A 25,576-nucleotide genomic window follows, 5' to 3' on the forward strand; every position below is an offset into this window, starting at 1 on the left:
AGGCGAGGAGGTCGCGTCGACCTTAATCAAGACGCTTCGGTGCGAGTGGATCCACGGCTTCATCGCCGACTTCTTCAACACTATCGGTCATAAGCTGCCGCTGACGCTTGCGTCTGCCATCGGCTAAAATCACAAGCGCCGCGCCATTTTTCCCAGAGCGGTCGCATCAGCCCAGCGCCATCCGTCCTTCCGCCAGAAAGGACCCCGCCCTGCCAAAACTCATCGTCACCGAATTCATCAGCGTCGATGGCATTGCCGAGGTCGAGAAGCTGCCGGGCGTGACCTGGAACGATGAGACGCAAAAATTCAAGGAGGACGAGCTTGCCGACAGCGGCGCGATGCTTTGGGGCGCACGACCTATGAGATCTTTGCCGGCTCGTGGCCAAGGAAACCGGAGACTTCGCCGACCGATTCAACGCGCTGCCGAAATATATCGCCTCGACGAGCTTGACGCCGCGCGGATCCCTCCCGCGATTGATGCGAGTTCGCAGCCACCTGGCGGAAAGTTCTGATCCGCCCTTTCTTGCTGCTGCGTAGAAGACGTCCTGATTCAGCCACAAGCCCAAATTGCTGGATTTGGCAGCCTAGGAAGGATAGGCTTGGTTTTTGGTTCAAGCGATGGAACAGAGACTAGCCGCAATTCTGGCTGCCGATATGGCGGGCTACAGTCGGCTAATGGAGGCCGACGAATCCGGCACGCTCGCACGTCTTCGGACCCATCGCATAGAACTGGTCGATCCCGCCATCGCGAAGAACAAGGGCCGGATCATCAAAACCACCGGAGACGGCATGCTCGTTGAGTTCCAGAGCGTGACCGATGCCGTGAAATGCGCCGTGGAAATCCAACAGCGCATGAAACGGCGCAATTCGGATGTGCCGCAAGAACGGCGTATCGAATTCAGGATCGGCATAAATCTCGGCGACATCATTTTCGACGATGAGGATATTTTCGGCGACGGCGTCAATATTGCCTCGCGCATCGAGCAACTCGCCGACGTCGGCGGTATCTGCGTGACCGCAGCGGTGGCGACCCAAATTGCCGACCGTCTCGAAATTGCCATGGAGGACCTGGGCGAGAAGACGTTAAAGAACATCAGCCGCCCGGTTCGCCTCTATCGCGTTGGGTTTGACAGTTCTGTCCTGCCAGAAGTCGAGGCAAAGCGATCCATCTCGAAACCTTCGATAGTGGTGCTGCCATTCACCAACATGAGCGGCGACCCCGAGCAGGAATTTTTCGCGGACGGACTGACCGAGGACATCATCACCGAACTGTCCCGCCACCATGAGCTGTTCGTCATCTCGCGGAATTCCAGCTTCGTCTACAAGAACCGCGCCGTGAATGTGCGCGAGGTGGCTGAGAAACTCACCGTCCAATACCTGGTGGAGGGAAGCGTCCGCAAGATCGGCGACAGGGTGCGCGTGACGGTTCAGCTCATCGACACGGCGAACGACGCTCATATTTGGGCAGACAAGTATGACCGGAAGCTGGACGACATATTCGCGATTCAGGATGAGGTGACCGCGGCGATCGCAGCCACGCTGCCCGGTCGTGTCGAGGCGGCTCAGCGGGACCAGCTCGCGCGGGCGAAACCTGCAAACATGGCCGCGTATGAATGTGTGCTTGCTGCCAAGGTGCTGCATCACCGAAGCACGATTGCGGATAATGAACGCGCGCGAACCTTGATAGAAAGGGCCGTCGCGCTCGACCCCGATTATGCCCATGCCCATGCCTGGCGGGCCTGCATTCTTGGCCAGGCCTGGGTCCATAACTGGTGCGAAGACAGGGATGCCGTCTGGAACAACATCATGGCGGCGCTGGACAGGGCGCTGGCGCTGGACAACAACGATGCCGATGTCCACCGCATTCTCGCGGCAGTGAACGTGAACAACAATGAGCTGACCACTGCGCGCTACCATCAAGAGCGGGCGCTGGCCCTCAATCCCAATTACGACCTCGTGGTGGTGCAGCAAGGCGAGTTATTGACGTGGCTGGGGAGGCCGGAAGAGGGAATTGAATGGATCCGCAAGGCAATGCAGTTGAACCCGCACCACCCGGAGAGGTTCTGGAGCCATCTGGGAAAGGCGCATTTCGCCGCGCGCCAGTATGGCGAGGCGATCGAAGCTTTCATGCATCTGTCAACCATGGACGCGGCTCAGCACGCTTTCGCCGCTGCCTGCTACGGCTGGCTCGGCGACGAAATCGCGGCCGCGGCGCATCTAGGCAAGATCAGAACGCTCGATCCCCAATTCGACCTCGATTCATTCATCGCCACCCTGCACTTTGCCCAGGAGTCTGATGTGCAGCACGTCCGCGAAGGACTGCTGAAAGCCGGTATTGCCAACCTGTAGCCAGCCGGTGACTACGACCCAGATCCAATCGGCAAATAAGGCCGGCTCCCGATGCGGACCTTGTGGCATGACCGAACGACGGGCAGGTCGGAGAAGCTTTTCCCACGGTATCGGTCTTTGGAAGCGAACAGGGAAAACCCTCCCCCTGAAAAAGCGCCGCGCTAGTTGACGGTGCAGTTCGCATAAGGCCCGCCCTGCCAGAAAGGAACCCGCTATGAGAAAACTCATCGTCACCGAATTCATCAGCGTCGATGGCATTGCCGAGGTCGAGAAGCTGCCGAGCGTGGCCTGGAACGATGAGATGCAGAAATTCAAGGACGACGAGCTTGCCGACAGTGGCGCCATGCTGTTGGGGCGCACGACCTATGAGATTTTTGCCGGCTCGTGGCCCAAGGAGACCGGAGATTTCGCCGACCGGTTCAACGCGCTGCCGAAATATATCGCCTCGACCAGCTTGCAGGCGCTCGACTGGCAGCCGGCCGAGCTGCTGCAGGGCGCCTTGCCGGAAGCGGTCAGAGGGCTGAAGCAAGGCAGCGGCGGCAACATCTATGTGCATGGCAGCCTCAGCGTCGCGCAGGAATTGCTGCGCCATGGCCTGGTCGACCGCATCCGCCTGCTCAGCTATCCCGGTGCCGTCGGCCAGGGCAAGCTGCTGTTCCCGCCCGGCGCGCAATTGCCGCTCGAGCTGATCTCGGCCACGCAATTCAGCAACGGCGTGGTGGCGCTGGAGTATGCGGCTGGGAAGTCGTGATGAGCCAATCTCCCCCCTTGAGGGGGAGATGCCCGGCAGGGCAGAGGGGGGCGGTTCGACCGGGCTCGGCTCCTCTCTTGCGGCAGTGGGGGGTTGGCGCATTACGCGAGACGACCCCCTCTGTCGCCTTCGGCGACATCTCCCCCTCAAGGGGGGAGATTGGCAGCGCCCCTACACCGTCCGCTGCCTGCCCTCGACCGCAGCGTCTTCCCGCGCCTTCAGTGCCTTCTCGATCTCGCGCTTCAGCTCGTCCTTGATCGCCACCGTCTCGGCCATCAGCGCCTCGACCTTCATGAAATCGAGCACCCGGTATTTCGACACGGCCGGCCTGATCAGAATGTCGGGCCGGCTCTGGTTCAGCTTGCTGGCGATGATCGACTGCATCATCAGCTGCGTGGCGCCGAACATCAGGTCGACGGAGGTCGGGAATTTGCGACCGGCCTCGGTCGGCGCGCCGACCACGTCGACGGCGATGATGATGTCGGCGTCGAGCTCGATCAGGTCGAACGGCACGGGATTGTAGATGCCGCCGTCGATCAGCAGCCTGCCGTCGCGCATCACCGGGCGGAACACCGCCGGGATCGCCGCCGAGGCGGCCAGCGCCGAATGCAGCTCGCCTTCGTCGAACACGGCGAGCTTGTGGCCATAAAAGTCCGTTGCGGTCACCTTCAGCGGTATCTTCAATTCGGCGAAGGTCTCGGGAATGGCGTCGGGCAGGAACGCCTTGAGGATGCGCTCGACATTGAACTGGCTGACCCGTAGGCCGCCCTGCATTGCCTCGGCAAAAGTGCCGGGCCGCGCCCGCCACATGCGCGTCGCCACTTCGGCGCGGCGGCCGAGGATCGAGCGCGTATAGTCGTGGATGTCCTTGCCGGTCATGCCCGAGGCCATGCCGGCGCCCATGATGGCGCCGATCGACGAGCCGGCGATTGCCGCCGGCCTTATGCCCAGCTCGTCCAGCGCCTCGATGACATGGATATGCGCCAGCCCACGCGCCCCGCCGCCGCCAAAGGCGATGCCGAAGCTAGGGCTCATCCCTTGTTGGCCGCGCCGAGCTTCGGCCCGACCACCATGACGGCCGGCTCGGCGGAGAGCAGCTTTTTCGCCACCGCTTTCACCTGGTCCAGCGTCACCGCGTTTATCAGGGCGGCGCGGCGCTGCATGTAGTCGATGCCGAGCTTGCCGAGCTGGATCTCGACCAGCGTTGAGGCGATCGCGCCGGAGGAATTCAGATTGTTTATGGCATATGCGCCGATCATGTATTTCTTGGTCGCCGCCAGCTCGGCTTCGGTCGGCCCCTCCTCGGCCATGCGCTTGACCACGTCGCGCACCACGGCCAGCGTCTCGGCCGCCCTGTCGGCGCGGGTCGAGGTGGTGATGGACAGCGCCTCGGAATGCTGGTGGTCGACGAGGTCGGAGCTGACGCTGTAGGCCAGACCGCGCTTCTCGCGCACCTCGTCGAACAGCCGCGAGGTGAAGGTGCCGCCGCCGAGGATCTCGTTCATCAGCACCGCGGCGAAAAAATCCGGCGCATTCCGCTTCACGCCGGGATAGGCGAGTTGCAGCGAAGCCTGCGGCTGGTCGTAAACGACCTCGAGGTGCTGGCCGAGCTTCAGCTCGATGTCGGGAACGGGCGTAAGCGCCTGCTTTTCCGGCAGGCTGCCGAACACCAGTTCGAGCTTCTGCTTCAGCGTCTCGGCGTCGATGGCGCCGACCACCGCGACATGCAGGCCGTCGCGGGCGAAATTCGCCTTGTGGAAGGCGGCGAGATCGGCCGGCGTGATCGTCGCGATGCTTTGCCTGGTGCCCTGGTCGGGCCGCGAATAGGGATGCCTGCCGTAGATTGCTTCCAGCCATTTGCGTTGGGCGAGCGTATCGGGATCGCGCTCGTTGGCGATGATGCCGGACAGGATCTGCGCGCGGATGCGGTCGATCGGCACCTGGTCGAAGCGCGGCTGGTTGACCGCCACCCGCAACAGGTCGAAGGCGCCGTCGCGCTGGTCGGCCAGCATGCGCATCGAGCCGTAGATGCCGTCGCGCTGCGCCTCGAAGCTCATCTCTGCACCGACGTCGTCGAGCTTGATCTGGAAGGCCTCGCTGTCGAGGTTGCCGGCACCTTCGTCGAACAGGCCGCTCATCAGATTGGCAAGCCCTTCCTTGCCGGGCGGGTCCTGCGTCGCGCCGCCATCCAAAACGAAGCGGATAGCGACGATCGGCACCGAATAATCCTCCACCAGCCAGGCGGTGATGCCCTTCGACGAGGTCACCTCCTGGATGTTCATGGCGGCGCGAGCGGAAAGCGCCGGCAGGAAGAGAAAGACGAGGGAGAGAATGAGGGTGGCCAGAAGAGGGCCGGCGCGCCAATTGCCAAGGTCGGCGCCGCCCCTCATCGCCCTGCCGGGCACTTCTCCCCGTATAGTGACGGGGAGAAGGGGCTGGCCGCTGTCCCGGCGCTCGCTCTGCAAACGCTGAAGATTGGCGAAACCGTCGATGACGGCGCCCCTCTCCCCGTCCCTATACGGGGAGAGGATGCCGGCAGGCGGGTGAGGGGCGGCGCCGACGCTCAAACTCATCATCAAATCAATTCCCAGCCTGGGTTTGCGGCAGAAGATAGCCGGTCGTTGCGTGGTCGAGATTGAGATAGCGGGCAGCGACTTCCTTGACCTGGTCGGCGGTGACCTTGCGGATGCGGTCCGGCCATTGCTGGACGTCCTGGACGTTACCGCCTGTGGCGAGCGTCGAGCCGTAGATGTTGGCCATGTCCTCCTGCTTGTCGCGGGCAAAGATCATCGAACGTACGAAACGGTCCTTGGATTTTTCCAGCTCGTCGCTGGTGACGCCGTCTTTCGCGATGCGGGCGATCTCGGCGTTGACCGCGGCCTCGATGTCGGCAAGCTTGGCATCGCCGCGCGGCGCGCCATAGACGGTGAAATTGGTGTCGTCGAGCATGGTGCCCTGGAAGAAGGCGCCGGCTTCGGCGGCGATGCCTTGCCTGACGACAAGCTCCTGGTAGAGCCGGCTGCGGTTGCCGCCGCCGAGGATTTCGGACAGCACGTCGAGCGCTTCGGCTTCGCCGGGCTTTGCCGTGTGATAGGACGGGACCACCCATTGCGTGGTAAAGCTCGGCACGCTGACGCGCCCGTCGGTCAGCGTCACCGTGCGCCTGGTGTTCTGCTCGGGCTCAACCGGGCGGATGCGCGGCGGCAGATCCGGGCCGCGCGCGATCTTGCCATAGGTCTTTTCGGCCAGCGCCTTGACCGTTTCCGGTTCGACATCGCCGGCCACCACCAGCACGGCGTTATTGGGTGTATAATATTTGTTGTAGAAGGCCATCGCGTCGGTGCGGTTCAGCTTCTCCATCTCCTGCATCCAGCCGATGACCGGAATGCGGTACGGCTGGTTCTGCCACAGCGTGGCGTCGATTTCCTCGTCGAGTACTGCCTGCGGATTGCTATCGATGCGCGAGCGGCGCTCCTCGAGGATGACGTCGCGCTCGGTTTTGATGACATCGTCGTTGAGGATGAGATTGCGCATGCGGTCGGCCTCGAAGCCCATCATCTCACCGAGCGCCTGCGGCACCACCGTCTCGTGAAAGGCGGTGTAGTCGTAGGAGGTGAAGGCGTTGTCCGAGCCGCCGATGGCGGCGACGGCACGGTCGAGCTCGCCCGCCGCATGGTTGCTGGTCGCCTTGAACATCAGATGCTCGAAGAAATGGGCAATGCCGGACTTGCCCGGCGGCTCGTCGGCGCTGCCGATCTTGTACCAGACCATATGGGTGACGATGGGGGCGCGGTGATCGGGGACGACGACGACCTCCATGCCGTTGTCGAGCAGGAAATCGGTCACTACGCCGTCGTCAGGATTGTTATCCGCCAGAGCCGGCGCGGCCATCACCAGAGCCAGTCCCAAGAGCGTTCCGCGCAGCCATTCAGCCTGAAATGTCATAGATGGCTCCGGTTTGTGGTGGGACGATAGGCGGGGTTGCTGGTCGAGGCAAAGCGAATTGTTCGTCATTTTGAAGGCGCCACCGTGGAAGCCGAACTCAGGCGGCCTCGATGAACCGGATGACCGTCTCGCCATAGTTGCGCTCGTCGACAACCGAAAAGCCCGGCCCTGCCTCGAACGGCGCCGCCGCCGCTTCCTCGACGACGCAGAGCGCGCCAGGGGCGAGCCAACCACCGGCCTTGGCCGAGCGCAACGCACGTTCGCCAAGGCCTTTGCCATAGGGCGGATCGGCGAAGACAAGGCCGAATGCGGTGATGGTGCCTGCCTCGCCCAAGCCCGTCGCGTCGCGGCGGAATATCTTGGTGCGGCCGGTGAGGCCGAAGGCCTCGACATTGGTGCGGATCAGGCCGCGCCCTTCGGCGGATTCTTCGATGAAGACAGCGTAGGAGGCGCCGCGCGAAAGCGCTTCGAGGCCGAGCGCGCCGGTGCCGGCGAACAGGTCGAGCACGCGCGCGCCGTCCAGTTTTTCGGGAAAGCGATGCGCCAGCACGTTGAAGACCGCCTCACGCGTGCGGTCGGTGGTCGGGCGGATGGCAAAGGTGCGGGGCGTCGCCAGCGGACGCCCGCGAAACTCACCGCCGACGATCCGCATTGCTTCCCTTCGGGCCGCCGCGCGGCCGGTCGCCACCGCCATCCGGGCGCTCGCCGCGCGGTTTGCCGAACGGCTTTGCACCGCCGCCTTGCGGCTTGCTGTCGGGCTTGCCGTAAGACGGCTTGAACGATGCCTTGCGCGCCTTGTTTTCTGCCGCCTTGGCGGCGTCTGCCTCCGCCCTGCCCTTGCCGATCGGCCGTGCGCCCGGCGCCATCCAGACATTGGCCTTGCGCTGGCCCGGCGGCTCGATCGGCCGCTGCTCGCGTTCGGATTTTTTCCCACCGAAGCCGCCACGAGGCTTGTCGCCACGGGGTTTGTCCCCGAAGTCGCTGCGTTCAGGTCTGGGGCCACGCTCGCCAAAGCTCTTTTTTGGCCCAAAGCTCCTGTCAGGGCTTGTCGACAGCTTGCCGAGCGCTTCGTCGCGGCTGCCTTCGCGCCGCTTGCGGTTCTTGATCAGGCCGCCCTCGCCGATCGGCCGGCGTTCGCCGTCGCGGGTGAATTTCGGCCGCTCGGGCTCCTCCTCGCGCTCACGCCTGACCGGCTTGTTGGAAAACGGCTTGGCGATATCGGCATCGAAATTGGCGCCGGACTCTTCGACCAGGCGCTCGCCGAGCTGGTCGCGCAGCACGCGGCCCTTGATCTCCAGCACATGGCCTTCCGGCAAATCGTCGAGCTGGAACGGCCCGTAGGAAATGCGGATCAGCCGCGTCACGTCGAGACCGAGCGCGCCCAGGATGTTCCTGACCTCGCGGTTCTTGCCTTCGCGCAGGCCGAGTGTCAGCCAGGCGTTCGAACCCTGCTCGCGGTCGAGGGTCGCTTCGATGGCGCCGTAAAAGACGCCGTCGACGGCAATGCCTTCGCGCAGGCCGGCAAGCGCGCTTTCCTCGACCTTGCCGTGGACGCGCACGCGGTAGCGTCGCAACCAGCCGGTCGCCGGCAGTTCGAGCACGCGCGACAGGCCGCCATCATTGGTGAGCAGCAGCAGGCCTTCGGTGTTGATGTCGAGCCGGCCGATGGTCATCAGCCGCGGCAGCCCGGGCGGCAGCACATCGAAGACGGTCTTGCGGCCTTCGGGATCGCGGTTTGTCGTGACCACGCCGGCCGGCTTGTGGAACAGGAACAGCCTGGTGCGCTCGATCGGCGGGATCTCCATGCCGTCGAGATGGATGATGTCGCCGGGCATGACGTTGAAGGCCGGCGAGGACAACACCTTGCCATTGACCTTGACGCGGCCGGCCGCAATCAGTTCCTCGGCGTCGCGGCGCGAGGCCAGGCCGGCACGCGCCAGCCGCTTGGCAATGCGTTCGCCGGCTTCTTCCGTTGCCTCGACGCGACGCGGGCGCGGCTTGAAGCCGCCTTCCGATGCCACCTGTGCCCTTTGTGCCCCTTGCGGTCGATCGCCGCCAAAATCACGCTTGGGACGATCGCCAAAATCACGCTTGGGACGGTCGAAGCGCCTCTCGCCGCGCTCGCTTTCGGCAGCTGCCGGCCGGTCGCCGCGCGGAGTGTAAGGCTTGCGCGGACCTTCGCGCTTTTCATAAGGCGTGCCCTCCGGACGCGGCCCTTTGCTGAACGGCCTGTCGCCGCCTTTGAAGTCGCGCTTCGGCCGCTCGCCTTCGGCAGCTGCCGGCCGGTCGCCGCGCGGCGCATAAGGCTTGCGTGGACCCTCGCGCTGTTCATAAGGCTTGCCTTCCGGACGCGGCCCTTTGCTGAATGGCCGATCGCCGCCTTTGAAGTCGCGCTTCGGCCGTTCGCCTTCGGCGGCCGCCGTCCGGTCGCCGCGCGGAGTGTAGGGTTTTTTGGCGCCGAAGGGCGGCTTGCCGCCCTTGCCGGGAGCGCTATCGCGACCACGCGACCCTGCCGGCTTCGGGCCGGCCTTGCGCGGGAATTTCTTGTTTTTGTCGTCCATGTGGCCTTTGCTCGTTTGCGCGGGTAGTAACAGGATCGCGCTCTAGTGGCGAGGAGATAATCGGAATGGAAACCGCGTGAAGCGGCAGGATTTCATGGCGCTGGCGCTTAAAGAAGCCGAAGCCGCCGCCCAGCGTGGCGAGGTGCCGGTTGGCGCGGTCGTCGTCGGCGGCGATACGGTCGTTGCGAGTGCCGGCAACCGCACCCGCGAGTTTGCCGATCCCACCGCCCATGCCGAGATGCTGGCGATCCGCGAGGCCTGCCGCAAGCTTTCCAGCGAGCGGCTCAGCGGCCACGATCTCTATGTGACGCTGGAGCCGTGCGCCATGTGTGCCGGCGCCATCTCCTTCGCCAGGCTGCGCCGGCTTTATTTCGGCGCTGCGGACGAGAAGGGCGGCGCAGTGGTCAACGGCGTTCGCTTCTTCACGTCACCGACCTGCCACCATGTGCCCGACATCTATCCGGGCATGGCCGAGAACGCAGCAGCAGCATTGCTGAAGGACTTTTTTCGCGAGCGACGCGGAGCCTGATTTTCTGGTCCGGCAGACGGTCCATCCAAGTCAGCCAATCCAGCCAGCCAATCCAGGGCAAGAACGTCTCTGGCGCCGTCAGCCTACCAGGGCAGCCAGTCGAACATGCCGCCGCTCTTACTCTTGGCAGCCGCCTCCCTCTTGAGGCGGCGTTCCTTCTTGTACTCGTCCTCGCCGAGGTCACCCTGCGGCGCGGTGGCGGCGGCAGCGCGGTATTGCACCGGTGGCTCGCTCAGATATCTGCGGGTGGTCGGGTCGCCCTGTTTGCCTTCAGCCCGGCGGCGCATGATTTCCGCGGCGCGGCTCTTGTCCGAATCGGCGGGAGTCCAGGCTGGCGGGTGGCTCGAGCCCGACAGCTTCAGCGCGGCCTTGACCGACGCCGGATCCGTCTGCACGTCATCGATGACCTGCGCCTGGTAGGCCGGGTCGTCCTGATGCAGGGTGGCATCGGCGCGCAGGCGGGCACGGCGCTGCTCCGGCGATTCGGGCCATTCGGCACTCGCCGTCTCGATGCTTTCCTGCGGCGGCGGCAAGACTTCCTTCTGCCCCGGCCCTGGCTTCACCAGTGTGGGGCGCGGCTTGTAGTCGATACTATCCTTGCGCTTGGGTGCGAAGGAAAAAGCCCCGGTGAGGTCGCCGGCAAGCTGCGCGCCCGCGGTCTTGTCTGTCCCGTAAGTGGGCGAGCCCATGCAGCCGGACAAAGCGAGGCCCGATACGACAAGCGGCGCCAGCAGCGCAACGCGCGCGTAAGTTCTCTCGGTCATGCCAAAAAGTCCCACTGTAGACAGCCTCTCGATTGCCGCCGGCCAAAGAAAGGTCCGGTCCCCATCGCCTATGCTCTTCCGACGGAATTCCGGCGACAATTTGTCGTCCGGAGTTTCGCGTGTTTACCTCAACCACTCGTTAAGGGCAACGCGCGGGGGCCGATCGGCCGCCCGCCGTGGCATTTGTGCACCGCCTTAAAGACGGCTCAAAGCCTTCAGCTCATGCAGAACAGCGGCGTCACGGGCCGAAACATCCGGGAATTCCGGATCTGAGCCGACATCGGCGGTGTAGCGCCAGGAGCGCGCGCACTTCACCAGGCCACGGTCCTCCGCCTTCTCGACGACCACGGCGACGCCCTTGACGTCGTCGAGGGTAAAGCTGCCCGCCGACGCCTTGCCGTGCACGATTACCAGATCGCTGGTGATCGCCATCTCGGCCATATCGACATCGGCGATCGCCGCTTCGAGCACGGCATCGTCGAGGGTAACGACCGGCACCGCTTCCAGCGAAGAGCCGATGACCTTCTGCGCGCGGGCAATTTCCAGCGCCCCGGTGACGACACGGCGAACCTGCCGAACCTTGCGCCACTTCTCCGCCAGCGCTTCGTTCCTCCAGTCCGCCGGGATTTCCGGGAACTGGTCGAGATGCACGGAGACCGCATCCGGATGACGGTCGAGCCAAGCCTCTTCCATGGTGAAGGGCAGCATCGGCGCCAGCCATTTCACCAGGCAGTCGAAGAGATGGCGCACCACCTGCACGGAAGCCTTGCGCTTCACGCTGGAAGGCGCTTCGCAGTAAAGCGCGTCCTTGCGGATGTCGAAATAGAAGGCCGACAGCTCTACCACCATGAAGTCGAGCAGCGCGCGGGTGATGCGCTTGAATTCGAACGCGTCGTAGCCCGAGCGTACGACCTCATCGAGTTCAGCGAGCCGGTGCAGCATCAGCCGCTCCAGTTCAGGCATCTTATCCAGCGGCACCTCCTCGCCATCGTCGTGGGCGAGCGTGCCCAGCATCCAGCGGATGGTGTTGCGCAGCTTGCGGTAGGCGTCGATATTGGTCTGCAGCACGTTCTTGCCGAGCCGCTGGTCTTCCCAATAATCGGTCGTCACCACCCACAGCCGCAAGATGTCGGCGCCGGACTGCCTGATGACGTCCTGCGGCACGACGGTGTTGCCGAGCGACTTCGACATTTTCCGCCCCTCCTCATCCATGGTGAAGCCATGGGTGACGACGGTGTCGTAGGGCGCCCTGCCCCTGGTGCCGCAGCTTTCGAGCAGCGAGGAGTGGAACCAGCCGCGATGCTGATCGGAGCCTTCCAGATAGACGTCGGCCGGCCATTTCAGGTCGGGCCGGTCCTCAAGCGTGAAGGCATGCGTCGAGCCTGAATCGAACCAGACATCGAGGATGTCCATGACCTGCTGCCATTTCGAAGCATCGTGATTGCCGAGGAACCGCTCCTTGGCGCCGGCGGCGAACCAGGCATCGGCGCCTTCTTTCTCGAAGGCGTCCATGATGCGCCGGTTGACTGCCTCGTCGCGCAGCACATTGCCGTCGGCATCGGCAAAGACGGCGATCGGCACGCCCCAGGCGCGCTGGCGCGACAGCACCCAGTCGGGGCGCTCCTCGATCATGGCGCGGATGCGGTTCTGGCCGGCGGCGGGCACGAAGCGGGTATCGTCGATGGCTTTCAGGGCGCGGCTGCGCAGCGTCGTGCCGTCGCCGAGCTCCTTGTCCATATAGACGAACCATTGCGGCGTGTTGCGGAAGATGATCGGCTTCTTCGAGCGCCAGGAATGCGGATAGGAGTGCTTCAGGCGGCCGCGCGCGAACAGCGCGTTGCGCTTGATCAGCTCGTCGATGACAGCCTGGTTGGCGTTGCCCTTCTTGCCATTGTCGTCGATGACGCGCGCCGCTCCACCCTCGCGGTCCGGGCCGAAGCCCGGCGCGTCCTTGGTGAAGAAGCCGGCATCGTCGACGGTGAAGGGGATCGCGGTGTCGATGCCACGCTGGCGAAGATCAGAGGCAGCATCCATCCAGGCGTCGAAGTCTTCGCGGCCATGTCCCGGCGCGGTGTGGACGAAACCGGTGCCGGCATCGTCGGTGACGTGATCGCCGGCGAGCATCGGCACGGGGAAATCGTAGCCGCCACCCAGAGCTTTGAGGGGATGGGCAAGCGTAAGGTTTTCAATCTCTTCGGCGCCAACGCTGCGAAGCCGATTCAGAGTGACCTTGGCCTTCGCGGCAGCGTCGTCCGCAAGCTTCTCGGCAAAGATCAGCTTTTCGCCGGGCTGAGGACCAAAGGCGTTCTCGGCCGCCGTAACCTCGTAGAGACCATAGTTGATGCGCGGCGAGTAGTTGACGGCGCGGTTGCCGGGGATCGTCCACGGCGTCGTCGTCCAGATGACGACGTTGGCATCAAGCAGATCTAGCGACGTCTGCGTCAGCTTGGGGTCCAGGGCTGGCTGCCCATCCTCGATGTTGATGACCTGGCGAGCGAGGCTGACGACCGGAAACTTCGCCCAGATCGTGTCCGACTCATAGTCCTGGTATTCGACCTCCGCCTCGGCCAGCGCGGTGCGCTCGACCACGCTCCACATCACCGGCTTGGAGCCGCGATAGAGCTGGCCGGACATGGCGAATTTCAGCAGCTCGCCGGCGATCCGCGCCTCGGCATGGAAAGCCATCGTCGTATAGGGATTGTCGAAGTCGCCGACGACGCCGAGCCGCTGGAATTCGGAACCCTGCACCTTGATCCAGTGCGCCGCAAACTCACGGCATTCCTGCCGGAACTCGTTGACCGGCACCTCGTCCTTGTTCTTGCCCTTGGCGCGGTACTGCTCCTCGATCTTCCATTCGATCGGCAGGCCGTGGCAATCCCAGCCTGGTACATAGTTCGAGTCATTGCCGCGCATCTGGAACGAGCGGGTGATGACGTCCTTGAGGATCTTGTTCAGCGCGTGGCCGATATGGATGTTGCCATTGGCGTAGGGCGGGCCGTCGTGCAGCACGTATTTTTCGCGGCCGACTGCGTCTTCGCGCAACTTGCGGTAAAGGTCCATGTCCTGCCAGCGCTTGACCAGCAGCGGTTCCTTTTCCGGCAACCCGGCGCGCATCGGGAAATCCGTCTGCGGCAGGTAGAGCGTTTTGGAATAATCGATCGTCTCGGCGGTCTCGGTATCAGTCATTCGTCTGCCATATGCGTTGCCGGCGGCAAAAGAGCCCGGGCGTTGAACTATCATGATCTGGAAAAAGCGCGAGAGGCCGCGCGCAAGATTCCCGGCGGCTCCGGCGGCGGTCAGGCCGCCCGGAGCACCGGGCCTGTAATTCGTATCGCAGGCGCGAGAAGGCGCGAAAAGCTCGTCATGGCTGGGCTTTTAACCGAGACAGGCGATATTGAAAAGCCCGAACTCTGATGCTTCCTTGCGTTAGGTGCCAATTGCGCATACACTTGTAGGCAAATGGCAAGCAGAATGGCCTGCAGCGCCAAGGAAACAATTCATGTCGGTCGCAGCAAGGGCAATTCGCGCAACACACGACTTTTCCGTCCCTACGGACAAGATCGATCATCTGCGCAGTCTGGGTTTCAGTAGCGAAGAACTCTATCGTATCGTTGCCCCCCGCCGCACGCTGGCGCGTCGCAAGGAACATGCCGAGCCGCTTTCGCCAGCTGAATCCGACCGCGCCCTGCGCCTTGAACGCATCGCCGAGCAGGCGGATCGGGTATTCGGTAGCCATGAGAAAGCCCAGCGTTGGCTGAGAAGCGAGATCATAACATTGGATGGTGCAAGGCCGATCGATCTCCTTGAGACAGAGACCGGCGCCCACGTCGTTTCCGAAGAGCTTATCCGTATCGACTTTGGCATGCTTGCCTGACGATGCGCATCTGGCGCATCTCCAATTTCGCGGATCTCTCGGGTCGTGGCGGAACGCTCGTTGATGGAAGATGGAACAGGCGCGGAATGCCCATCGTCTATTGCACCGACCACCCTTCGACGGCACTGCTGGAGATACTGGTGCATGCGACGCGCGAAACCGTTCCGGAAACCTACCAGCTTATCGAAATCGACGTTCCGGACGGAATAGAAATGATCGAACCGGTTATCCATGACGGCTGGGACAAGGACATGGAATCAACACGGCGACAGGGCACGGACTTTCTCTCCGCCAATCGTTACGCGCTCATGAAAATTCCTTCGATCATAATGCACAAGGCAAACAACTATCTGCTCAACCCGACCCATGACGATGCGTCACGCATTACGATTGCGGGCCTATACCATTATCCGTTCGACAGCCGTTTGATCAAATGAGCCGACGCCCGCCCGCTCACATCGAGAAATCGAAGCGATAGGTCGTCGACACGCCGATCATGAACTGATCCCTGGAGCCGCGCTCCTTGACCAGGCTGGAATCGGCGGCCGGGCCCATCAGGCGGGAATATTCGCCGAACAGACTGGCCGTCATCGGCTCGGTCACCTTCCAGGTCACTGCGCCGCCCAGGCCCGCCGACTTCACCCAGCCGCCGGGATGATATTCGCTAAGTCCCGAGGCCAGGGACTCCTTGGCATCAACGCCGTAATAGGTGTCGAAATAGTCCGATGAGGCGAACGAAACGCGCGGTCCGGCCGAAATCCTGACGTCGGGCGTCACATCGTAAAAGGCGTCGGCGGCGATGTCGGCGACAAAACCGTTATGGGCGCGAATGCCGTGCCGCATTTCGGCGCGGGCACGCAGCCAATCCAAAGGATAGAATTCGAAGAAGCCGCCGGCCTCGCCGCCCCAGCGCACCGGGTCGAGACCCTTCAATTCGTCGGCGTCACCACCGTCGCGGGAAAACAGGAACTTGCCTGTCAGGCCGGCGCGGACGCCGCCATCGTCGATCAATGCCAATGAAATATTGTCGTTGCGCGAGGTGAAGCGCGCCGCGGGGCCAGCCTTGCCGAGCGAGATGATCGGCGAGGCACTGAGCAGGTACTTCTTGCCGCCCTCGAAATTCGGGGCAACCATGCCGGTGGCGCCGACCGTCAGGTACCAGTCTCCGGACAGCCAGCCGAAGGTGCCCTCGCCGGCCTTGGCAACGCCGCAGGTGCCGAGCATGAATGCGGCCAAGATCGTCGGGACAGACCGCATCGTTACTCCATACGTCGAACGCATTGGCCGATACAACCAGCCTTGACTGAAGCCATGGCGCCAGTTCGGTAAAATTTGACTTAATATCCGCAACATTGGCCGCGTTGGGGCCTGTTCCGCGTTGCAGTCGATTGTTTGGCGCACCAAGATTCCAGATCAAGTGTTTGGAATACGATAGCAGTTGCCTCGGCAGGGGTTACAAACATTCGCGGACAAACATGCCTGCGCTGTGAAGAGCACGGCGACCGGCGCTCAACCCCGCATTCCAAACCGGCCAAGCGTGAATCATATGCGGCCAAATTTCGAGACCTACTTTAACGTCAGCCGCGCCAGCGGCTTCGGCGAGCCGAGTTGCGTCCGACAACAGCGTCTCGGCCGAACCGGCTTGTATCAGCATTGGGGGAAATCCGCTCAGATCGGCGAACAAGGGCGAGATCAGCGGATCGCGCCGACCAACGCCATTGGGAACATAGGCCGTTGCCAGTTCCTCCAAATACGCCCGGTGGATGATAGGGTCGATTGCGTCCTTGGTTGATAGTGTCGCGCCGGACATCGAAAGGTCCGTCCAGGGCGAAACCAGCCAAAGACATTGCGGCAACGGCTCGCCTGACGTGCGCAATATACTGACCAGGCACAGAGTGAGGTTGCCGCCCGCACTGTCTCCGCCAACCACGATGCGGTCCGACGCGATGCCTTGCCGGCTCAGAAAGCGCCATGCGGTGAGTGCGTCTTCATGTTGCGCAGGGAAAGGATGTTCCGGTGCGCGGCGATAGTCGATCGCGAGGGTGCGTATTCCCATTACCCGACCTGCCTCGGTAACCATTCGACGATGACTTTTAAGGGAGCCGGAGCAGTAGCCACCACCGTGGAAAAAGAGCAGAACCTTATCCCTGTCACTCCCAGGCGCCAGGGACCACTCTCCCTCAAGGCCATCGAAAACCACGCGCTCGCATCGGATGTCCTCCGCGACCGGCCAGACCGAACCGACTTCGTCGAGCCGCGCCCGGCGTTCGTCCCAGCGGACCGTTCGTGGTTTTGACGTCAACAGCCTGCGGACGGCGTTGATCTCTGTCAGATCGAGGTGTTCGTCCACATCGCTCATTTTGCTTCCCCAGTCTTGCCAAGCGCCGAGAAAGGCGAACAGCCAAACGTCATCGACAAGATACCGATTGCCTGCTTGCAAATATAGCGACGAACCAGCGCCACGATCATCTTGCGATCAGTCCGATCAACATCAGCGAGAAATCGTCCGACGTCCGTGCCATATTGGCGGTGCGCTGCCGTGTGAGCCAATTTTCGATTGCTCGACGGTGCAAGGTTCAAAAGAGGGGGAATTCCGATGTCGGACAATTCGTATGCCGGAACCACTGCCGAGCGGCTTGTCAATCCGCGCAGCGTAGGACGATTGGGGCTGATCGTGATGGCGCTGTTCCCCACCCTGTGGGGTTTTCTCGGTCTGTTGAACGATGCAACCGACTTCAAAGACACTCTGGTGAATGCCGTGAAGCCGATGATCGAAATGACCAACACCTACGGCAACCCATGGCAGCAATGGCGTGCCATCACCATGTCATGGGCTGCCCCTGTGGCACTCGTCGGCATCATGGCCGTCGAGACCCTGGCGGGGATATTTGGACTGATCGGGCTTGTGCTTATGCTGCGCAAGGTGGTTGGCAGCAGCGCCGATTTCGCTCATGGCAAGGCATGGATGATGCTGGGCTGCCTGTGCGCAATCCTGGTGTGGGGCATCGGCTTCACGGTGATCGCCGGCGACTATTTCCTGTCATGGGAAGCCAAGACCATGCCGCTTTCGAACCAGCTCGGCGGAACAATCTACTTCTTGCCCAACGCGCTCGGGCTAATCCTCGCGACCCTGCATCGCGAGGGCGGCGATTACTGAGACCTCGACGCAAGGTTGTGACATGCGGATGCGACCGGCGTTGCGCGGCGTTTGGAGGTCTGGCTCGGTATCAAAGCTCGACGTTGCGGCCGCTTTGCGGACAGGAGCTATTCTCCAACTAAACCTCGGCGTGGCCACGGTTTGGCCTGAGGGCGCAAGCCCACGTTTCACGGAAATAAACTCGCAGCGGCTGCTCTTGCCAAAAGCAGGCGTACCGCCCGAGCCTGGGTGTGACCCTCACTGCCTGCTCGCTTTACGAGAAGGCACATCGGCGTTACCTTCAAAGCCGACAAAAAAGGCCAAGTAGTCTTGAGGGAGAGGGCGATGACACTGCACGGCGATGCCTTGAAAGATGCGATCAGCCAGACGCGGGCGAAATGGGGATGGTTCGTCGCGCTCGGGGTGCTGCTGCTTGTCTTCGGCGGCATTGCCTTCGGCAATCTGTTCATCGCAACCGTCGCCTCGGTCTTTGTCGTGGGCTGGCTGATGCTGATGGCCGGCATTGTCGAGATCATCCATGCCTTCGGCGTGAAGACATGGGGCCGCTTCTTCTATTGGCTGCTCAGCGGCCTCCTCTACGCCGTCGCCGGCTTCTTCGCGTTCGACAATCCGGTCCTCGCCTCGACGGTGCTGACCTTCCTCCTGGCGGTCGCGCTTCTTGCCTCAGGCGTGCTCAGGGCCTGGGTCGGCTACAGCCACCGGCCACAGCCCGGCTGGGGCTGGGTGGTCGCGGCCGGCGTCATCAGCGCGCTGGCGGGACTGGTCATCGCCATGGGCTGGCCGGTCAACAGCGTGTGGGTGCTGGGCTTGTTCCTGGCCGTCGACCTGATCTTCCAGGGTTGGAGCTTCATCGCTCTTGGCTTGGCGCTGAAGAGATAAATTCTGGTTGAGCATGATCTTAATCGGAAAACCGGTTCCCACTTTTTTTCCTTCGCTGACCTTCGGTTCGGGACCATGCTCTAAAAAGCTATGGCCGCGTCCAGCCCGGAAAGCGGCCTGACGCCGGCGAGCAGTGCCTTCGCCTCGGCCTCGTCACGCTTCATCTGGGCGACCAGCGCGTCAAGCCCGTCGAATCTCACCTCCGAGCGCAGGTAGCCGAAGAAGGACACGGCACAAATCTCGCCGTAGAGGTCGCCGGAAAAGTCGAAGACGAAGGTCTCCAGCAATGGCGCGCCATTGTCGTCGACCGTCGGCCGGCGGCCGAAGCTGGCAACGCCATCGTGAAGCGAACCGTCGGCGCGGCGGAAGCGGACGGCATAAATCCCTTCCTTGAGGGTGGCTTCCGGCGAAAGCCTCATGTTTGCGGTCGGAAAGCCGAGTGTCCGGCCGAGCTGCTGGCCGCCGATCACCTCCGCCTCGACGGTGAAACGGTAGCCGAGCAAACCGGCGGCCTCGGCCACATTGCCCTCGCACAGCAGCGTGCGTATGCGGCTCGACGACACCACCTCGGCGCTTTCGTCGCGAAACGCATCCACCAGCGTGACGCCGAAGCCGTGGCGCTCGCCGGCAGCCATCAGATAGGCCGGGCCGCCCTGGCGGTCCTTGCCGAAATGGAAATCGAAGCCGGTGACGGCGTGGCTTATGCCGAGGTTGCGCTCGAGCACGCCGGTGACGAAAGCCTCCGCCGACAAGGCGGCGAACTCGCGTGTGAACGGCTGCTCGACCAGCGCCGCAAAGCCCAGATGCGACAACAGCCGCGCCTTCATCGGCGGCGGCGTCAGCACGAACAACGGCATGTCCGGCCTGAACACCTTTCGCGGATGCGGTACGAAGGTCAGCACCAGGGCGGGTACGCCGCGACGCTCCGCTTCGGCGCGCGCGCGTTCGAGCACCGCCTGGTGGCCGCGGTGGACGCCGTCGAAATTGCCGATAGCCACCACGCCGCCGCGCAGATGGGCCGGCAGCGGTGCGGTTGCGGAAATGCGTTCGAACATGGCCGTCATGGCTTGAACCTATTGCAGCCTGGGAATCACCGCGACCGGCCTGTAGCCATATTTTTCCAGGAAGGCCGCGAGCCTGGCCGGATCCGGCTGCAGCGTCTCACCGTAATCACGGGCATGGATGCCGCCCGATACGTAGAGCACGTCGAAGCCATTGTCGGCCGCGCCCTTGATGTCGGTCATCATGCCGTCGCCGATGGCCAGAACTTGCGAACGCTCGACCGGGCGGCCGAGAATGACGGCGATCTCCTTCATGGCGACATCATAGACCGGCGCGTAGGGTTTGCCGGCGATCAGCGTGCGTCCGCCAAGCTGTGCGTATTCGCGGGCCAAAGCGCCCGCGCACCAGATCATGCGTTCGCCGCGCTCGACGACGATGTCGGGATTGGCGCAAATGAAGGGCAGGTTCCTGGCACGCAGCCGCAGCAGAAGATCGGCATAATCCTCCGGCTTCTCCACCTCGTCATCGAACAGGCCAGTGCAGACCACGCCGGATGCTTCGAACTCCTCGACGAGTTCGACGTCGAGGCCCTCATAGAGCGTGAAATCCCGATCGGCGCCTATGTGGAAGATCTTTCGCGGCCCTTCCGCGATCAGGTCGCGGGTAACGTCGCCGGACGTCACGACACGGTCGTAGGCGGCGGGAGGAACGCCGATGGCGTTCATCTGCGCCACCACGTCGGCGCTGCGACGCGGCGAATTGGTGATCAGCACGACAGGTATTTTCGCCGCGCGAGCAGCGATCAGCGCGGCAGCCGCCGCCGGGAAATGCCATTCGCCGTTGTGCACCACGCCCCAGACGTCGCACAGGATGGCTGAATAGGCTCCCGACAAGTCTGCGAGCGAACCGATGATGTCGGGCGAATCCGCCATGCCGTTGTCCCTGTACCATGATGCTTGCAAGCGCCGCGACCGACGGTCCGCCGCGACCGGTTGGGATTAACCGAAGCGCTTCACCCTGTCACCAGCTTTCATAGCGCCGCAAGATTGTGGCACGGGGACGCCGGCGAGGACGCGAGGTGAAAGCTTTTCTTTTCCAGCGCCTTATCCCCTTTTTTAGAGGCTTTGCCGCGGGAAGCTCGAAGCAGCATTGCCGATTGCGGATGCGTGGTTAACAGGGATTGAAAACCCGTACCGGCCTTGAACGTATTTCAGCAATCGGAAATTTAAAAATGCGTGGCATCGTCCGGGAAAAATGGGGCGGGCGGGAATGCTGAAGGCAATAGTCGGAGAATTCCGACACGACAGACGTGGCAACTACTCGTTAATGACTGCAATCACCATTGTGCCACTGATGGCCGGTCTGGCGCTCAGTGTCGATTACGGGGAGTTGCTGCGCCAAAAGCACGAAACGCTGAACGCCCTTGATGCGGCCGGCCTCGCCGCCGCCCAGCAGATCGTTGCCGGCGCCAGCGACAACGACGTCAAGGCCTACGCCAAGACATTTTTCGAAACCAATCTCGCACGTATCGACCCGGCGAATACAGCGCTGACCGTCACGCTGCCCAACAACAATGCCGGCGGCGGCACCCTGAAGCTCTGCGCCAGCCTCACCTTCCATCCCTATTTTCTACCGGCCGCCAGCCTGCTGATCGGCGGCACGGCAAGCGACACGACCTTCACCGAATGTTCGGAACTCCGCCTCAAGAACACCCTCGAAGTCGCGCTTGTGCTGGATAATTCCGGCTCGATGAGCGATCTCGGCTCCGGCACCGGCGAGAAGCGAATAAACCTGCTGAAGTCGGCCGCCAAGCAGCTTGTCGATACGCTGGCGCTTCAGGCGCAGCAGATGAAGCAGATTACCAAACCGGTGCAGTTTTCTCTCGTGCCGTTTGCGGCCTCGGTCAATGTCGGTCCTACCCACGACCAGGACGGCTGGATGGATCAGGACGGCATGTCCCCGATCCAGCACGAGGATTTCGACTGGACGACGATGAGTGCCGCCAACAATCCGGACAAATATGCCGAGAAGCTCAACGGCGTCTGGTACAAGCGCGGCACCGGCTGGGGCGAGACCAAGGACCAGCCGCTGACCCGTTTCAGCCTCTACGCCGACATGACGGTCGAATCGGGCCGCGAAGAGGTACCCAATTCGAAGCAATATGTCTGCGACACATACAAGAAGAACGGCACCTGCCAGTACGGCCATTGGAGCGCACCGGAATATATCTACACCACAAGCCGCTATGCGAGCTGGCAAGGTTGCGTCGAAGCACGGCCATATCCCTACAATGTCAGCGACACCACGCCCGATACAACCGCGCCGGCCACGCTTTTCGTGCCGATGTTCGCCCCGGATGAGGCTGGCACTCTGTGGCTCGATTTCAACCGTGACGGCATCAACGACGTCATCGGCACGTCCTACAATTACGGCAACAACTGGTGGGCCGATTGGCCCTATGTCGCCGGTCCTACCGCTTCCCAGCGCCAGTCTGACATGCGCAAATATTTCCTTGTAAAACCATACGGTTCGCAATCCGCAGCCGCAGGCGATGGGCCGAATTCCTCCTGCACCACCAACCCGATCACGCCGTTGAAGGACGTCAGCCAGGACGCAGAGAAGCAGGAGATCAAGGACGCCATCGACGCCATGGCGCCGAACGGCAACACCAACGTGCCGGAGGGCCTTGCCTGGGGCTGGCGAACTGTATCGAGCAACCCACCGTTCACCGATGGTCGGCCGAACAGCGAGAGGGGCAACGACAAGGTGGTCGTGGTGCTGACCGACGGAGCCAATACTTATAGTGCCGTCAGCGACGGCAGCTACGCCAACAACAGGTCGACCTACGCCGCCTACGGCTACACTGGGCTGACCTATCCGGGATCTGGAAGCGTAACCCGCCTGTTCATGAATACCAGCACCGATATCGGCAAGACCACCTATACCGGTGCCAACTACACGGCAGCACTCGACGAGCAGATGAAAACGCTCTGCGCCAATGCAAAGAATTCGAACATTCTGGTGATGACGGTGGCGCTCGACCTGTCGCCCACAGATGCCAGCGACAAGAAGGCAATCGATGCGCTGAAGGCGTGTTCGTCGGATTCGCGCTTCCGCAAGGATTCGGCCGACCCGAGCAAGCCGGCCAAGCTGTTCTGGAATGCGACGGGCGCGACGCTGTCCGACAATTTCAAGGAAATCGCCAACGAATTGTCGAACCTGCGCATCGTCGGCTGAAGGCGATGGGATTGGCGACTAAGGCAGGGGCCCCGGCGCACTGGCGCAAAGGCTCCTGCCCTCATGCCCTTGCGGGTGATGGAAGCATGTGGTGAGTGTCCTCATCCGGAGATGCGCTCTTGCCTGAACCCGCCAACCACCTTGCCTTTGCGCTGGTCTGCCTCGGCATGGTGCTGACGCCCGGCCCGAACATGATCTATCTGATCTCGCGCTCGCTGTCGCAAGGGCCGAAGGCCGGACTGATCTCGCTGGGCGGCGTGGCGCTCGGTTTTTTGTTCTACGTGCTGTCGGCGTCGTTCGGCATCACCGCGTTGCTGCTCGCCGTGCCCTTTGCCTATGATGTGCTGCGCCTTGCCGGCGCGCTCTATTTGCTGTGGCTCGCCTGGCAAGCGGTGAAGCCCGGCGGGCGCTCGCCCTTCCAGATCCGCGAACTGCCGAGAGACAGGCCGCGCAAGCTGTTCGCCATGGGCCTGATGACCAACCTGCTCAACCCGAAGGTGGCAGCGCTCTATCTGTCGCTGCTGCCGCAATTCATCAGCCCCGGCAAGGGCCACGTGCTGTCGCAGCTTCTGGTGCTCGGTGCCACACAGGTCGCGATCAGCCTGACCGTCAACGCCATCATCGCGGTGACGGCCGGCTCGATCGCCCTCTTCCTCGCCGGGCGGCCGCTATGGCTGGTGATCCAGCGCTGGATGATGGGCACGGTGCTGACCGCGCTGGCCGTCAAGATGGCAACCGACGCGCAACGCTGATCGGTCCTACATCGGCCGCCGGTTCGGCTGTGCCCGCTCCGGTTCGACCACCCTGCGATAAAGATGCCAGGTCGCGTGGCCAAGGATAGGCATGACGACGGCAAGCCCGGCAAATAGCGGGATCGAGCCGATGACCAGCAGCACGGCGACCATCAGGCCCCACAGCGCCATCTGCAGCGGGTTTGTCAGAACTGCCCTTGCCGACGTCTCGATTGCCGAGACCGCGCCGACATCGCGGTCGAGCAGCAGCGGAAAGGCGACGACGGTCGTCGCCAGCACGATCGCGGCAAAGGCGAACCCGGCCAGGTTGCCGAGCAGGATCAGTGTCCAGCCCTTGCTGGTCGTCAGCACTTCGCGAATAAAGCCGACAATAGAGGCCGGAGGCTGATTGCCGTACAGGCTGGTGTAGATCGATTGCGCGGTGAACAGCCAGAGCAGGAACAGTACCACCAGCATGATACCGATGACTGCAATCGCGGGCAGCGCCGGCGAGTGGCGCACGTCGAGCGCATGCCACCAGGATGTATCCATGCCGAACTCGCGCCGGCGGCTGATTTCGTAAAGGCCGATTGCGGCGAACGGGCCGACCAAAGCGAAGCCGGACATCAGCGGATAGATGAGCTGGATGGCGTTCGAGCCCGAGGTCCACTGCGTCAGGATCAGGCCGACCACCGGATAGATCAGGCACAGGAACACATAATGCGACGGCTTGGCCCAGAAATCCTCTACGCCGAGACGGAGCGCATCGATCAGATCCTCGGTGCTGATGCGGCGCACCGTGGGCTGTACATGCATTCCACGTGCGTCCGCCATGACATGAAAGCCGGCCATAACCTTTCTCCCGTGTGTCGGAGCGGTCACCGCCAGGATGGCCGCCCGCAGCTGCCACTTCAACAACGCCCGTATGATAGCCGATCTCGGCGTGCTTGTCGCCACCGCCCGGCGCCGGGGCACCGGGCGCTGAACGAACAGTTTACACCGCGAAGCGATCGATCACCTCGGCCAGCGGCACGTGACCGAGGCAAGCGCCGGACCCGGCGGGCTTTTCGCCAGCCTCGACAGCGAGCGCGTATCGCACGGCCGGATCGGCTTCGATGCGGCGGCGTAGCGCCGCCAGCCTGGGATAAGCGGCGCCGTCGACCGCCTGGTGGAACTCCGCCCAGCGCGCTACGCCGATCAGCGTGGTATCGGCAAGCGTCGGCCGGTCGCCGACCAGGAAATCCGTGTCGAGGATCATCGCCTCGAGCTGGTCATGGCGGTTGGTAACGACCTTGCGGCCGAAATCACGCAAGGTCGCCAGCAGCACCGGTTCGGCCGATTCCATTTCATAAGCCGCCCAGAGCGGGGTGAAAGCGGCGGTGAAACCGGTGTTCACGAAAGCCATCAGCTGATGCATCCGGTCGCCCTCCGGCGAGCGAGGATCGAAGCTGATACGGCGTTGCGTGTCGCGGGCTTCGAGCCAGGCGGCAATCGCCATGGTCTCGGTGAGCACCCTGCCTTCGTCGGTGATCAACACCGGCGTTTCCTGACGGCCGTTGATGCTGGCATAGGCGTCGTTCTTCATCTCAGTGAGCATATCGACGCGACACAGGCGGTAGGGTTGTCCGACGCGTTCAAATGCAGCGACAAGCCCCATCGAACTTCCCAGCGGGAAGCCGTAAAGGAGAACAGGTTCCATTTCTTTGTCTCTTCCATGATTTAGGGATTACGCTGCGCAGCGAAACTTGACCCTAAACGCTGGTCGCCCCATGTAAATTACGCACTATTCTGTAACCA

General features: G+C 62.8%; 25 protein-coding genes. 11 read left to right on the forward strand and 14 right to left on the reverse strand.

Annotated elements, in window-relative coordinates; genetic code table 11:
• The first annotated feature begins 107 nt into the window (after positions 1 to 107).
• From NKH04_RS17230 to NKH04_RS17240, 3 genes are all read left to right on the forward strand, one after another.
• A complete protein-coding gene (locus tag NKH04_RS17230) occupies positions 108 to 512 on the forward strand; it encodes a hypothetical protein (protein ID WP_353044642.1) in 405 nt (134 codons plus the stop codon).
• A gap of 106 nt (positions 513 to 618) precedes the next feature.
• Positions 619 to 2,349, forward strand: a complete 1,731-nt coding sequence (locus NKH04_RS17235) for an adenylate/guanylate cyclase domain-containing protein (protein ID WP_353044643.1) — start codon at positions 619 to 621, stop codon at positions 2,347 to 2,349.
• A 214-nt stretch (positions 2,350 to 2,563) separates the two neighbouring features.
• A complete protein-coding gene (locus NKH04_RS17240) occupies positions 2,564 to 3,100 on the forward strand; it encodes a dihydrofolate reductase family protein (protein WP_352746954.1) in 537 nt (178 codons plus the stop codon).
• A gap of 171 nt (positions 3,101 to 3,271) precedes the next feature.
• On the opposite strand, the gene NKH04_RS17245 is transcribed toward NKH04_RS17240, so the two are convergent.
• The 5 genes from NKH04_RS17245 to NKH04_RS17265 all read right to left on the reverse strand — a co-directional run bounded on the left by NKH04_RS17245 (position 3,272) and on the right by NKH04_RS17265 (position 9,606).
• Positions 3,272 to 4,135 carry a patatin-like phospholipase family protein gene (locus tag NKH04_RS17245; protein ID WP_352541582.1) on the reverse strand — a complete coding sequence of 288 codons (864 nt, stop codon included), beginning with the start codon at positions 4,133 to 4,135 and terminating at the stop codon, positions 3,272 to 3,274.
• On the reverse strand, positions 4,132 to 5,490 hold the full coding sequence (locus tag NKH04_RS17250) for a M16 family metallopeptidase (protein ID WP_353044693.1): 1,359 nt from the start codon (positions 5,488 to 5,490) through the stop codon (positions 4,132 to 4,134). Before NKH04_RS17250 ends, NKH04_RS17245 begins: the two co-directional genes overlap by 4 nt.
• Positions 5,491 to 5,680: 190 nt before the next feature.
• On the reverse strand, positions 5,681 to 7,045 hold the full coding sequence (locus tag NKH04_RS17255) for a M16 family metallopeptidase (protein ID WP_353044644.1): 1,365 nt from the start codon (positions 7,043 to 7,045) through the stop codon (positions 5,681 to 5,683).
• Positions 7,046 to 7,142: 97 nt separating this feature from the next.
• The gene (gene rsmD, locus NKH04_RS17260; protein ID WP_353044645.1) at positions 7,143 to 7,697 is read right to left on the reverse strand and encodes a 16S rRNA (guanine(966)-N(2))-methyltransferase RsmD; all 555 of its coding nucleotides are present in this window, start codon (positions 7,695 to 7,697) and stop codon (positions 7,143 to 7,145) included.
• Positions 7,678 to 9,606 (reverse strand): pseudouridine synthase, encoded by a 1,929-nt coding sequence (locus NKH04_RS17265; RefSeq protein WP_353044646.1) that lies wholly within the window; start codon positions 9,604 to 9,606, stop codon positions 7,678 to 7,680. The genes rsmD and NKH04_RS17265 overlap by 20 nt, the downstream gene beginning before the upstream one ends.
• A 76-nt stretch (positions 9,607 to 9,682) precedes the next feature.
• On the opposite strand from NKH04_RS17265, the gene NKH04_RS17270 reads away from it, so the two are divergent.
• The gene (locus NKH04_RS17270) at positions 9,683 to 10,135 is read left to right on the forward strand and encodes a nucleoside deaminase (RefSeq protein WP_352474534.1); all 453 of its coding nucleotides are present in this window, start codon (positions 9,683 to 9,685) and stop codon (positions 10,133 to 10,135) included.
• Between the two features lie 83 nt (positions 10,136 to 10,218).
• Here NKH04_RS17270 and NKH04_RS17275 read toward each other — a convergent pair whose 3' ends face one another.
• Both NKH04_RS17275 and ileS read right to left on the reverse strand, forming a co-directional pair.
• The gene (locus NKH04_RS17275) at positions 10,219 to 10,899 is read right to left on the reverse strand and encodes a hypothetical protein (RefSeq protein WP_352453465.1); all 681 of its coding nucleotides are present in this window, start codon (positions 10,897 to 10,899) and stop codon (positions 10,219 to 10,221) included.
• A 195-nt stretch (positions 10,900 to 11,094) separates the two neighbouring features.
• Positions 11,095 to 14,085, reverse strand: coding sequence for an isoleucine--tRNA ligase (gene ileS, locus NKH04_RS17280; protein WP_353044647.1), 2,991 nt, complete (start codon positions 14,083 to 14,085; stop codon positions 11,095 to 11,097).
• Between the two features lie 42 nt (positions 14,086 to 14,127).
• Here ileS and NKH04_RS17285 point away from each other — a divergent pair, with 42 nt between their 5' ends.
• From NKH04_RS17285 to NKH04_RS17295, 3 genes are all read left to right on the forward strand, one after another.
• Positions 14,128 to 14,313: a hypothetical protein gene (locus NKH04_RS17285; protein ID WP_352474531.1), complete on the forward strand. Its 186-nt coding sequence runs from the start codon at positions 14,128 to 14,130 to the stop codon at positions 14,311 to 14,313.
• An 85-nt stretch (positions 14,314 to 14,398) separates the two neighbouring features.
• Positions 14,399 to 14,773, forward strand: a complete 375-nt coding sequence (locus NKH04_RS17290; RefSeq protein ID WP_352977795.1) for an Xre family toxin-antitoxin system antitoxin — start codon at positions 14,399 to 14,401, stop codon at positions 14,771 to 14,773.
• 2 nt (positions 14,774 to 14,775) lie between these two features.
• Positions 14,776 to 15,210 (forward strand): RES family NAD+ phosphorylase, encoded by a 435-nt coding sequence (locus NKH04_RS17295; RefSeq protein WP_352977792.1) that lies wholly within the window; start codon positions 14,776 to 14,778, stop codon positions 15,208 to 15,210.
• Between the two features lie 16 nt (positions 15,211 to 15,226).
• Here the strand turns inward: NKH04_RS17295 and NKH04_RS17300 are convergent, their stop codons facing one another.
• The 3 genes from NKH04_RS17300 to NKH04_RS17310 all read right to left on the reverse strand — a co-directional run bounded on the left by NKH04_RS17300 (position 15,227) and on the right by NKH04_RS17310 (position 17,380).
• Positions 15,227 to 16,030, reverse strand: a complete 804-nt coding sequence (locus NKH04_RS17300; RefSeq protein ID WP_352977790.1) for a MipA/OmpV family protein — start codon at positions 16,028 to 16,030, stop codon at positions 15,227 to 15,229.
• 196 nt (positions 16,031 to 16,226) lie between these two features.
• A complete protein-coding gene (locus tag NKH04_RS17305; protein ID WP_352977788.1) occupies positions 16,227 to 17,132 on the reverse strand; it encodes an alpha/beta hydrolase in 906 nt (301 codons plus the stop codon).
• Positions 17,129 to 17,380, reverse strand: coding sequence for a hypothetical protein (locus NKH04_RS17310; RefSeq protein ID WP_352503367.1), 252 nt, complete (start codon positions 17,378 to 17,380; stop codon positions 17,129 to 17,131). Before NKH04_RS17310 ends, NKH04_RS17305 begins: the two co-directional genes overlap by 4 nt.
• Between NKH04_RS17310 and NKH04_RS17315 the strand changes: the two genes are divergently transcribed.
• On the forward strand, positions 17,370 to 17,930 hold the full coding sequence (locus NKH04_RS17315; RefSeq protein WP_353013385.1) for a DUF2165 family protein: 561 nt from the start codon (positions 17,370 to 17,372) through the stop codon (positions 17,928 to 17,930). The two genes, NKH04_RS17310 and NKH04_RS17315, sit on opposite strands and share 11 nt — an antisense overlap.
• 324 nt (positions 17,931 to 18,254) lie before the next feature.
• A complete protein-coding gene (locus tag NKH04_RS17320; protein ID WP_352474525.1) occupies positions 18,255 to 18,809 on the forward strand; it encodes an HdeD family acid-resistance protein in 555 nt (184 codons plus the stop codon).
• An 80-nt stretch (positions 18,810 to 18,889) separates the two neighbouring features.
• Here NKH04_RS17320 and NKH04_RS17325 read toward each other — a convergent pair whose 3' ends face one another.
• Together NKH04_RS17325 and NKH04_RS17330 are read right to left on the reverse strand one after the other, a co-directional pair.
• Complete coding sequence (locus NKH04_RS17325; protein WP_352541594.1) at positions 18,890 to 19,873, reverse strand: bifunctional riboflavin kinase/FAD synthetase; 984 nt, start codon at positions 19,871 to 19,873, stop codon at positions 18,890 to 18,892.
• 9 nt (positions 19,874 to 19,882) lie between these two features.
• A complete protein-coding gene (locus NKH04_RS17330) occupies positions 19,883 to 20,743 on the reverse strand; it encodes a TIGR01459 family HAD-type hydrolase (protein ID WP_352503369.1) in 861 nt (286 codons plus the stop codon).
• Between the two features lie 337 nt (positions 20,744 to 21,080).
• Between NKH04_RS17330 and NKH04_RS17335 the strand changes: the two genes are divergently transcribed.
• Both NKH04_RS17335 and NKH04_RS17340 read left to right on the forward strand, forming a co-directional pair.
• The gene (locus NKH04_RS17335) at positions 21,081 to 23,048 is read left to right on the forward strand and encodes a pilus assembly protein TadG-related protein (protein ID WP_502913406.1); all 1,968 of its coding nucleotides are present in this window, start codon (positions 21,081 to 21,083) and stop codon (positions 23,046 to 23,048) included.
• Between the two features lie 119 nt (positions 23,049 to 23,167).
• Positions 23,168 to 23,800 carry a LysE family translocator gene (locus tag NKH04_RS17340; RefSeq protein WP_353044649.1) on the forward strand — a complete coding sequence of 211 codons (633 nt, stop codon included), beginning with the start codon at positions 23,168 to 23,170 and terminating at the stop codon, positions 23,798 to 23,800.
• A gap of 6 nt (positions 23,801 to 23,806) precedes the next feature.
• Here NKH04_RS17340 and NKH04_RS17345 read toward each other — a convergent pair whose 3' ends face one another.
• Together NKH04_RS17345 and NKH04_RS17350 are read right to left on the reverse strand one after the other, a co-directional pair.
• Positions 23,807 to 24,631 (reverse strand): DUF2189 domain-containing protein, encoded by an 825-nt coding sequence (locus NKH04_RS17345; RefSeq protein WP_353044650.1) that lies wholly within the window; start codon positions 24,629 to 24,631, stop codon positions 23,807 to 23,809.
• Positions 24,632 to 24,773: 142 nt separating this feature from the next.
• Complete coding sequence (locus tag NKH04_RS17350) at positions 24,774 to 25,478, reverse strand: glutathione S-transferase family protein (RefSeq protein WP_352685525.1); 705 nt, start codon at positions 25,476 to 25,478, stop codon at positions 24,774 to 24,776.
• Between the last annotated feature and the right edge of the window lie 98 nt (positions 25,479 to 25,576).

Source organism: Mesorhizobium sp. M1365 (assembly GCF_040317865.1).
Lineage (GTDB): Bacteria > Pseudomonadota > Alphaproteobacteria > Rhizobiales > Rhizobiaceae > Mesorhizobium.

Coding starts and splice junctions, on each gene's coding strand:
- NKH04_RS17235 (WP_353044643.1), top strand. CDS start 619: ATGGAACAGAGACTAGCCGCAATTCTGGCTGCCGATATGGCGGGCTAC.
- NKH04_RS17240 (WP_352746954.1), top strand. CDS start 2,564: ATGAGAAAACTCATCGTCACCGAATTCATCAGCGTCGATGGCATTGCC.
- NKH04_RS17245 (WP_352541582.1), bottom strand. CDS start 4,135: ATGAGCCCTAGCTTCGGCATCGCCTTTGGCGGCGGCGGGGCGCGTGGG.
- NKH04_RS17250 (WP_353044693.1), bottom strand. CDS start 5,490: ATGAGGGGCGGCGCCGACCTTGGCAATTGGCGCGCCGGCCCTCTTCTG.
- NKH04_RS17255 (WP_353044644.1), bottom strand. CDS start 7,045: ATGACATTTCAGGCTGAATGGCTGCGCGGAACGCTCTTGGGACTGGCT.
- rsmD (WP_353044645.1), bottom strand. CDS start 7,697: ATGCGGATCGTCGGCGGTGAGTTTCGCGGGCGTCCGCTGGCGACGCCC.
- NKH04_RS17265 (WP_353044646.1), bottom strand. CDS start 9,606: ATGGACGACAAAAACAAGAAATTCCCGCGCAAGGCCGGCCCGAAGCCG.
- NKH04_RS17275 (WP_352453465.1), bottom strand. CDS start 10,899: ATGACCGAGAGAACTTACGCGCGCGTTGCGCTGCTGGCGCCGCTTGTC.
- ileS (WP_353044647.1), bottom strand. CDS start 14,085: ATGACTGATACCGAGACCGCCGAGACGATCGATTATTCCAAAACGCTC.
- NKH04_RS17290 (WP_352977795.1), top strand. CDS start 14,399: ATGTCGGTCGCAGCAAGGGCAATTCGCGCAACACACGACTTTTCCGTC.
- NKH04_RS17295 (WP_352977792.1), top strand. CDS start 14,776: ATGCGCATCTGGCGCATCTCCAATTTCGCGGATCTCTCGGGTCGTGGC.
- NKH04_RS17300 (WP_352977790.1), bottom strand. CDS start 16,030: ATGCGGTCTGTCCCGACGATCTTGGCCGCATTCATGCTCGGCACCTGC.
- NKH04_RS17305 (WP_352977788.1), bottom strand. CDS start 17,132: ATGAGCGATGTGGACGAACACCTCGATCTGACAGAGATCAACGCCGTC.
- NKH04_RS17315 (WP_353013385.1), top strand. CDS start 17,370: ATGTCGGACAATTCGTATGCCGGAACCACTGCCGAGCGGCTTGTCAAT.
- NKH04_RS17320 (WP_352474525.1), top strand. CDS start 18,255: ATGACACTGCACGGCGATGCCTTGAAAGATGCGATCAGCCAGACGCGG.
- NKH04_RS17325 (WP_352541594.1), bottom strand. CDS start 19,873: ATGACGGCCATGTTCGAACGCATTTCCGCAACCGCACCGCTGCCGGCC.
- NKH04_RS17330 (WP_352503369.1), bottom strand. CDS start 20,743: ATGGCGGATTCGCCCGACATCATCGGTTCGCTCGCAGACTTGTCGGGA.
- NKH04_RS17335 (WP_502913406.1), top strand. CDS start 21,081: ATGCTGAAGGCAATAGTCGGAGAATTCCGACACGACAGACGTGGCAAC.
- NKH04_RS17345 (WP_353044650.1), bottom strand. CDS start 24,631: ATGGCCGGCTTTCATGTCATGGCGGACGCACGTGGAATGCATGTACAG.
- NKH04_RS17350 (WP_352685525.1), bottom strand. CDS start 25,478: ATGGAACCTGTTCTCCTTTACGGCTTCCCGCTGGGAAGTTCGATGGGG.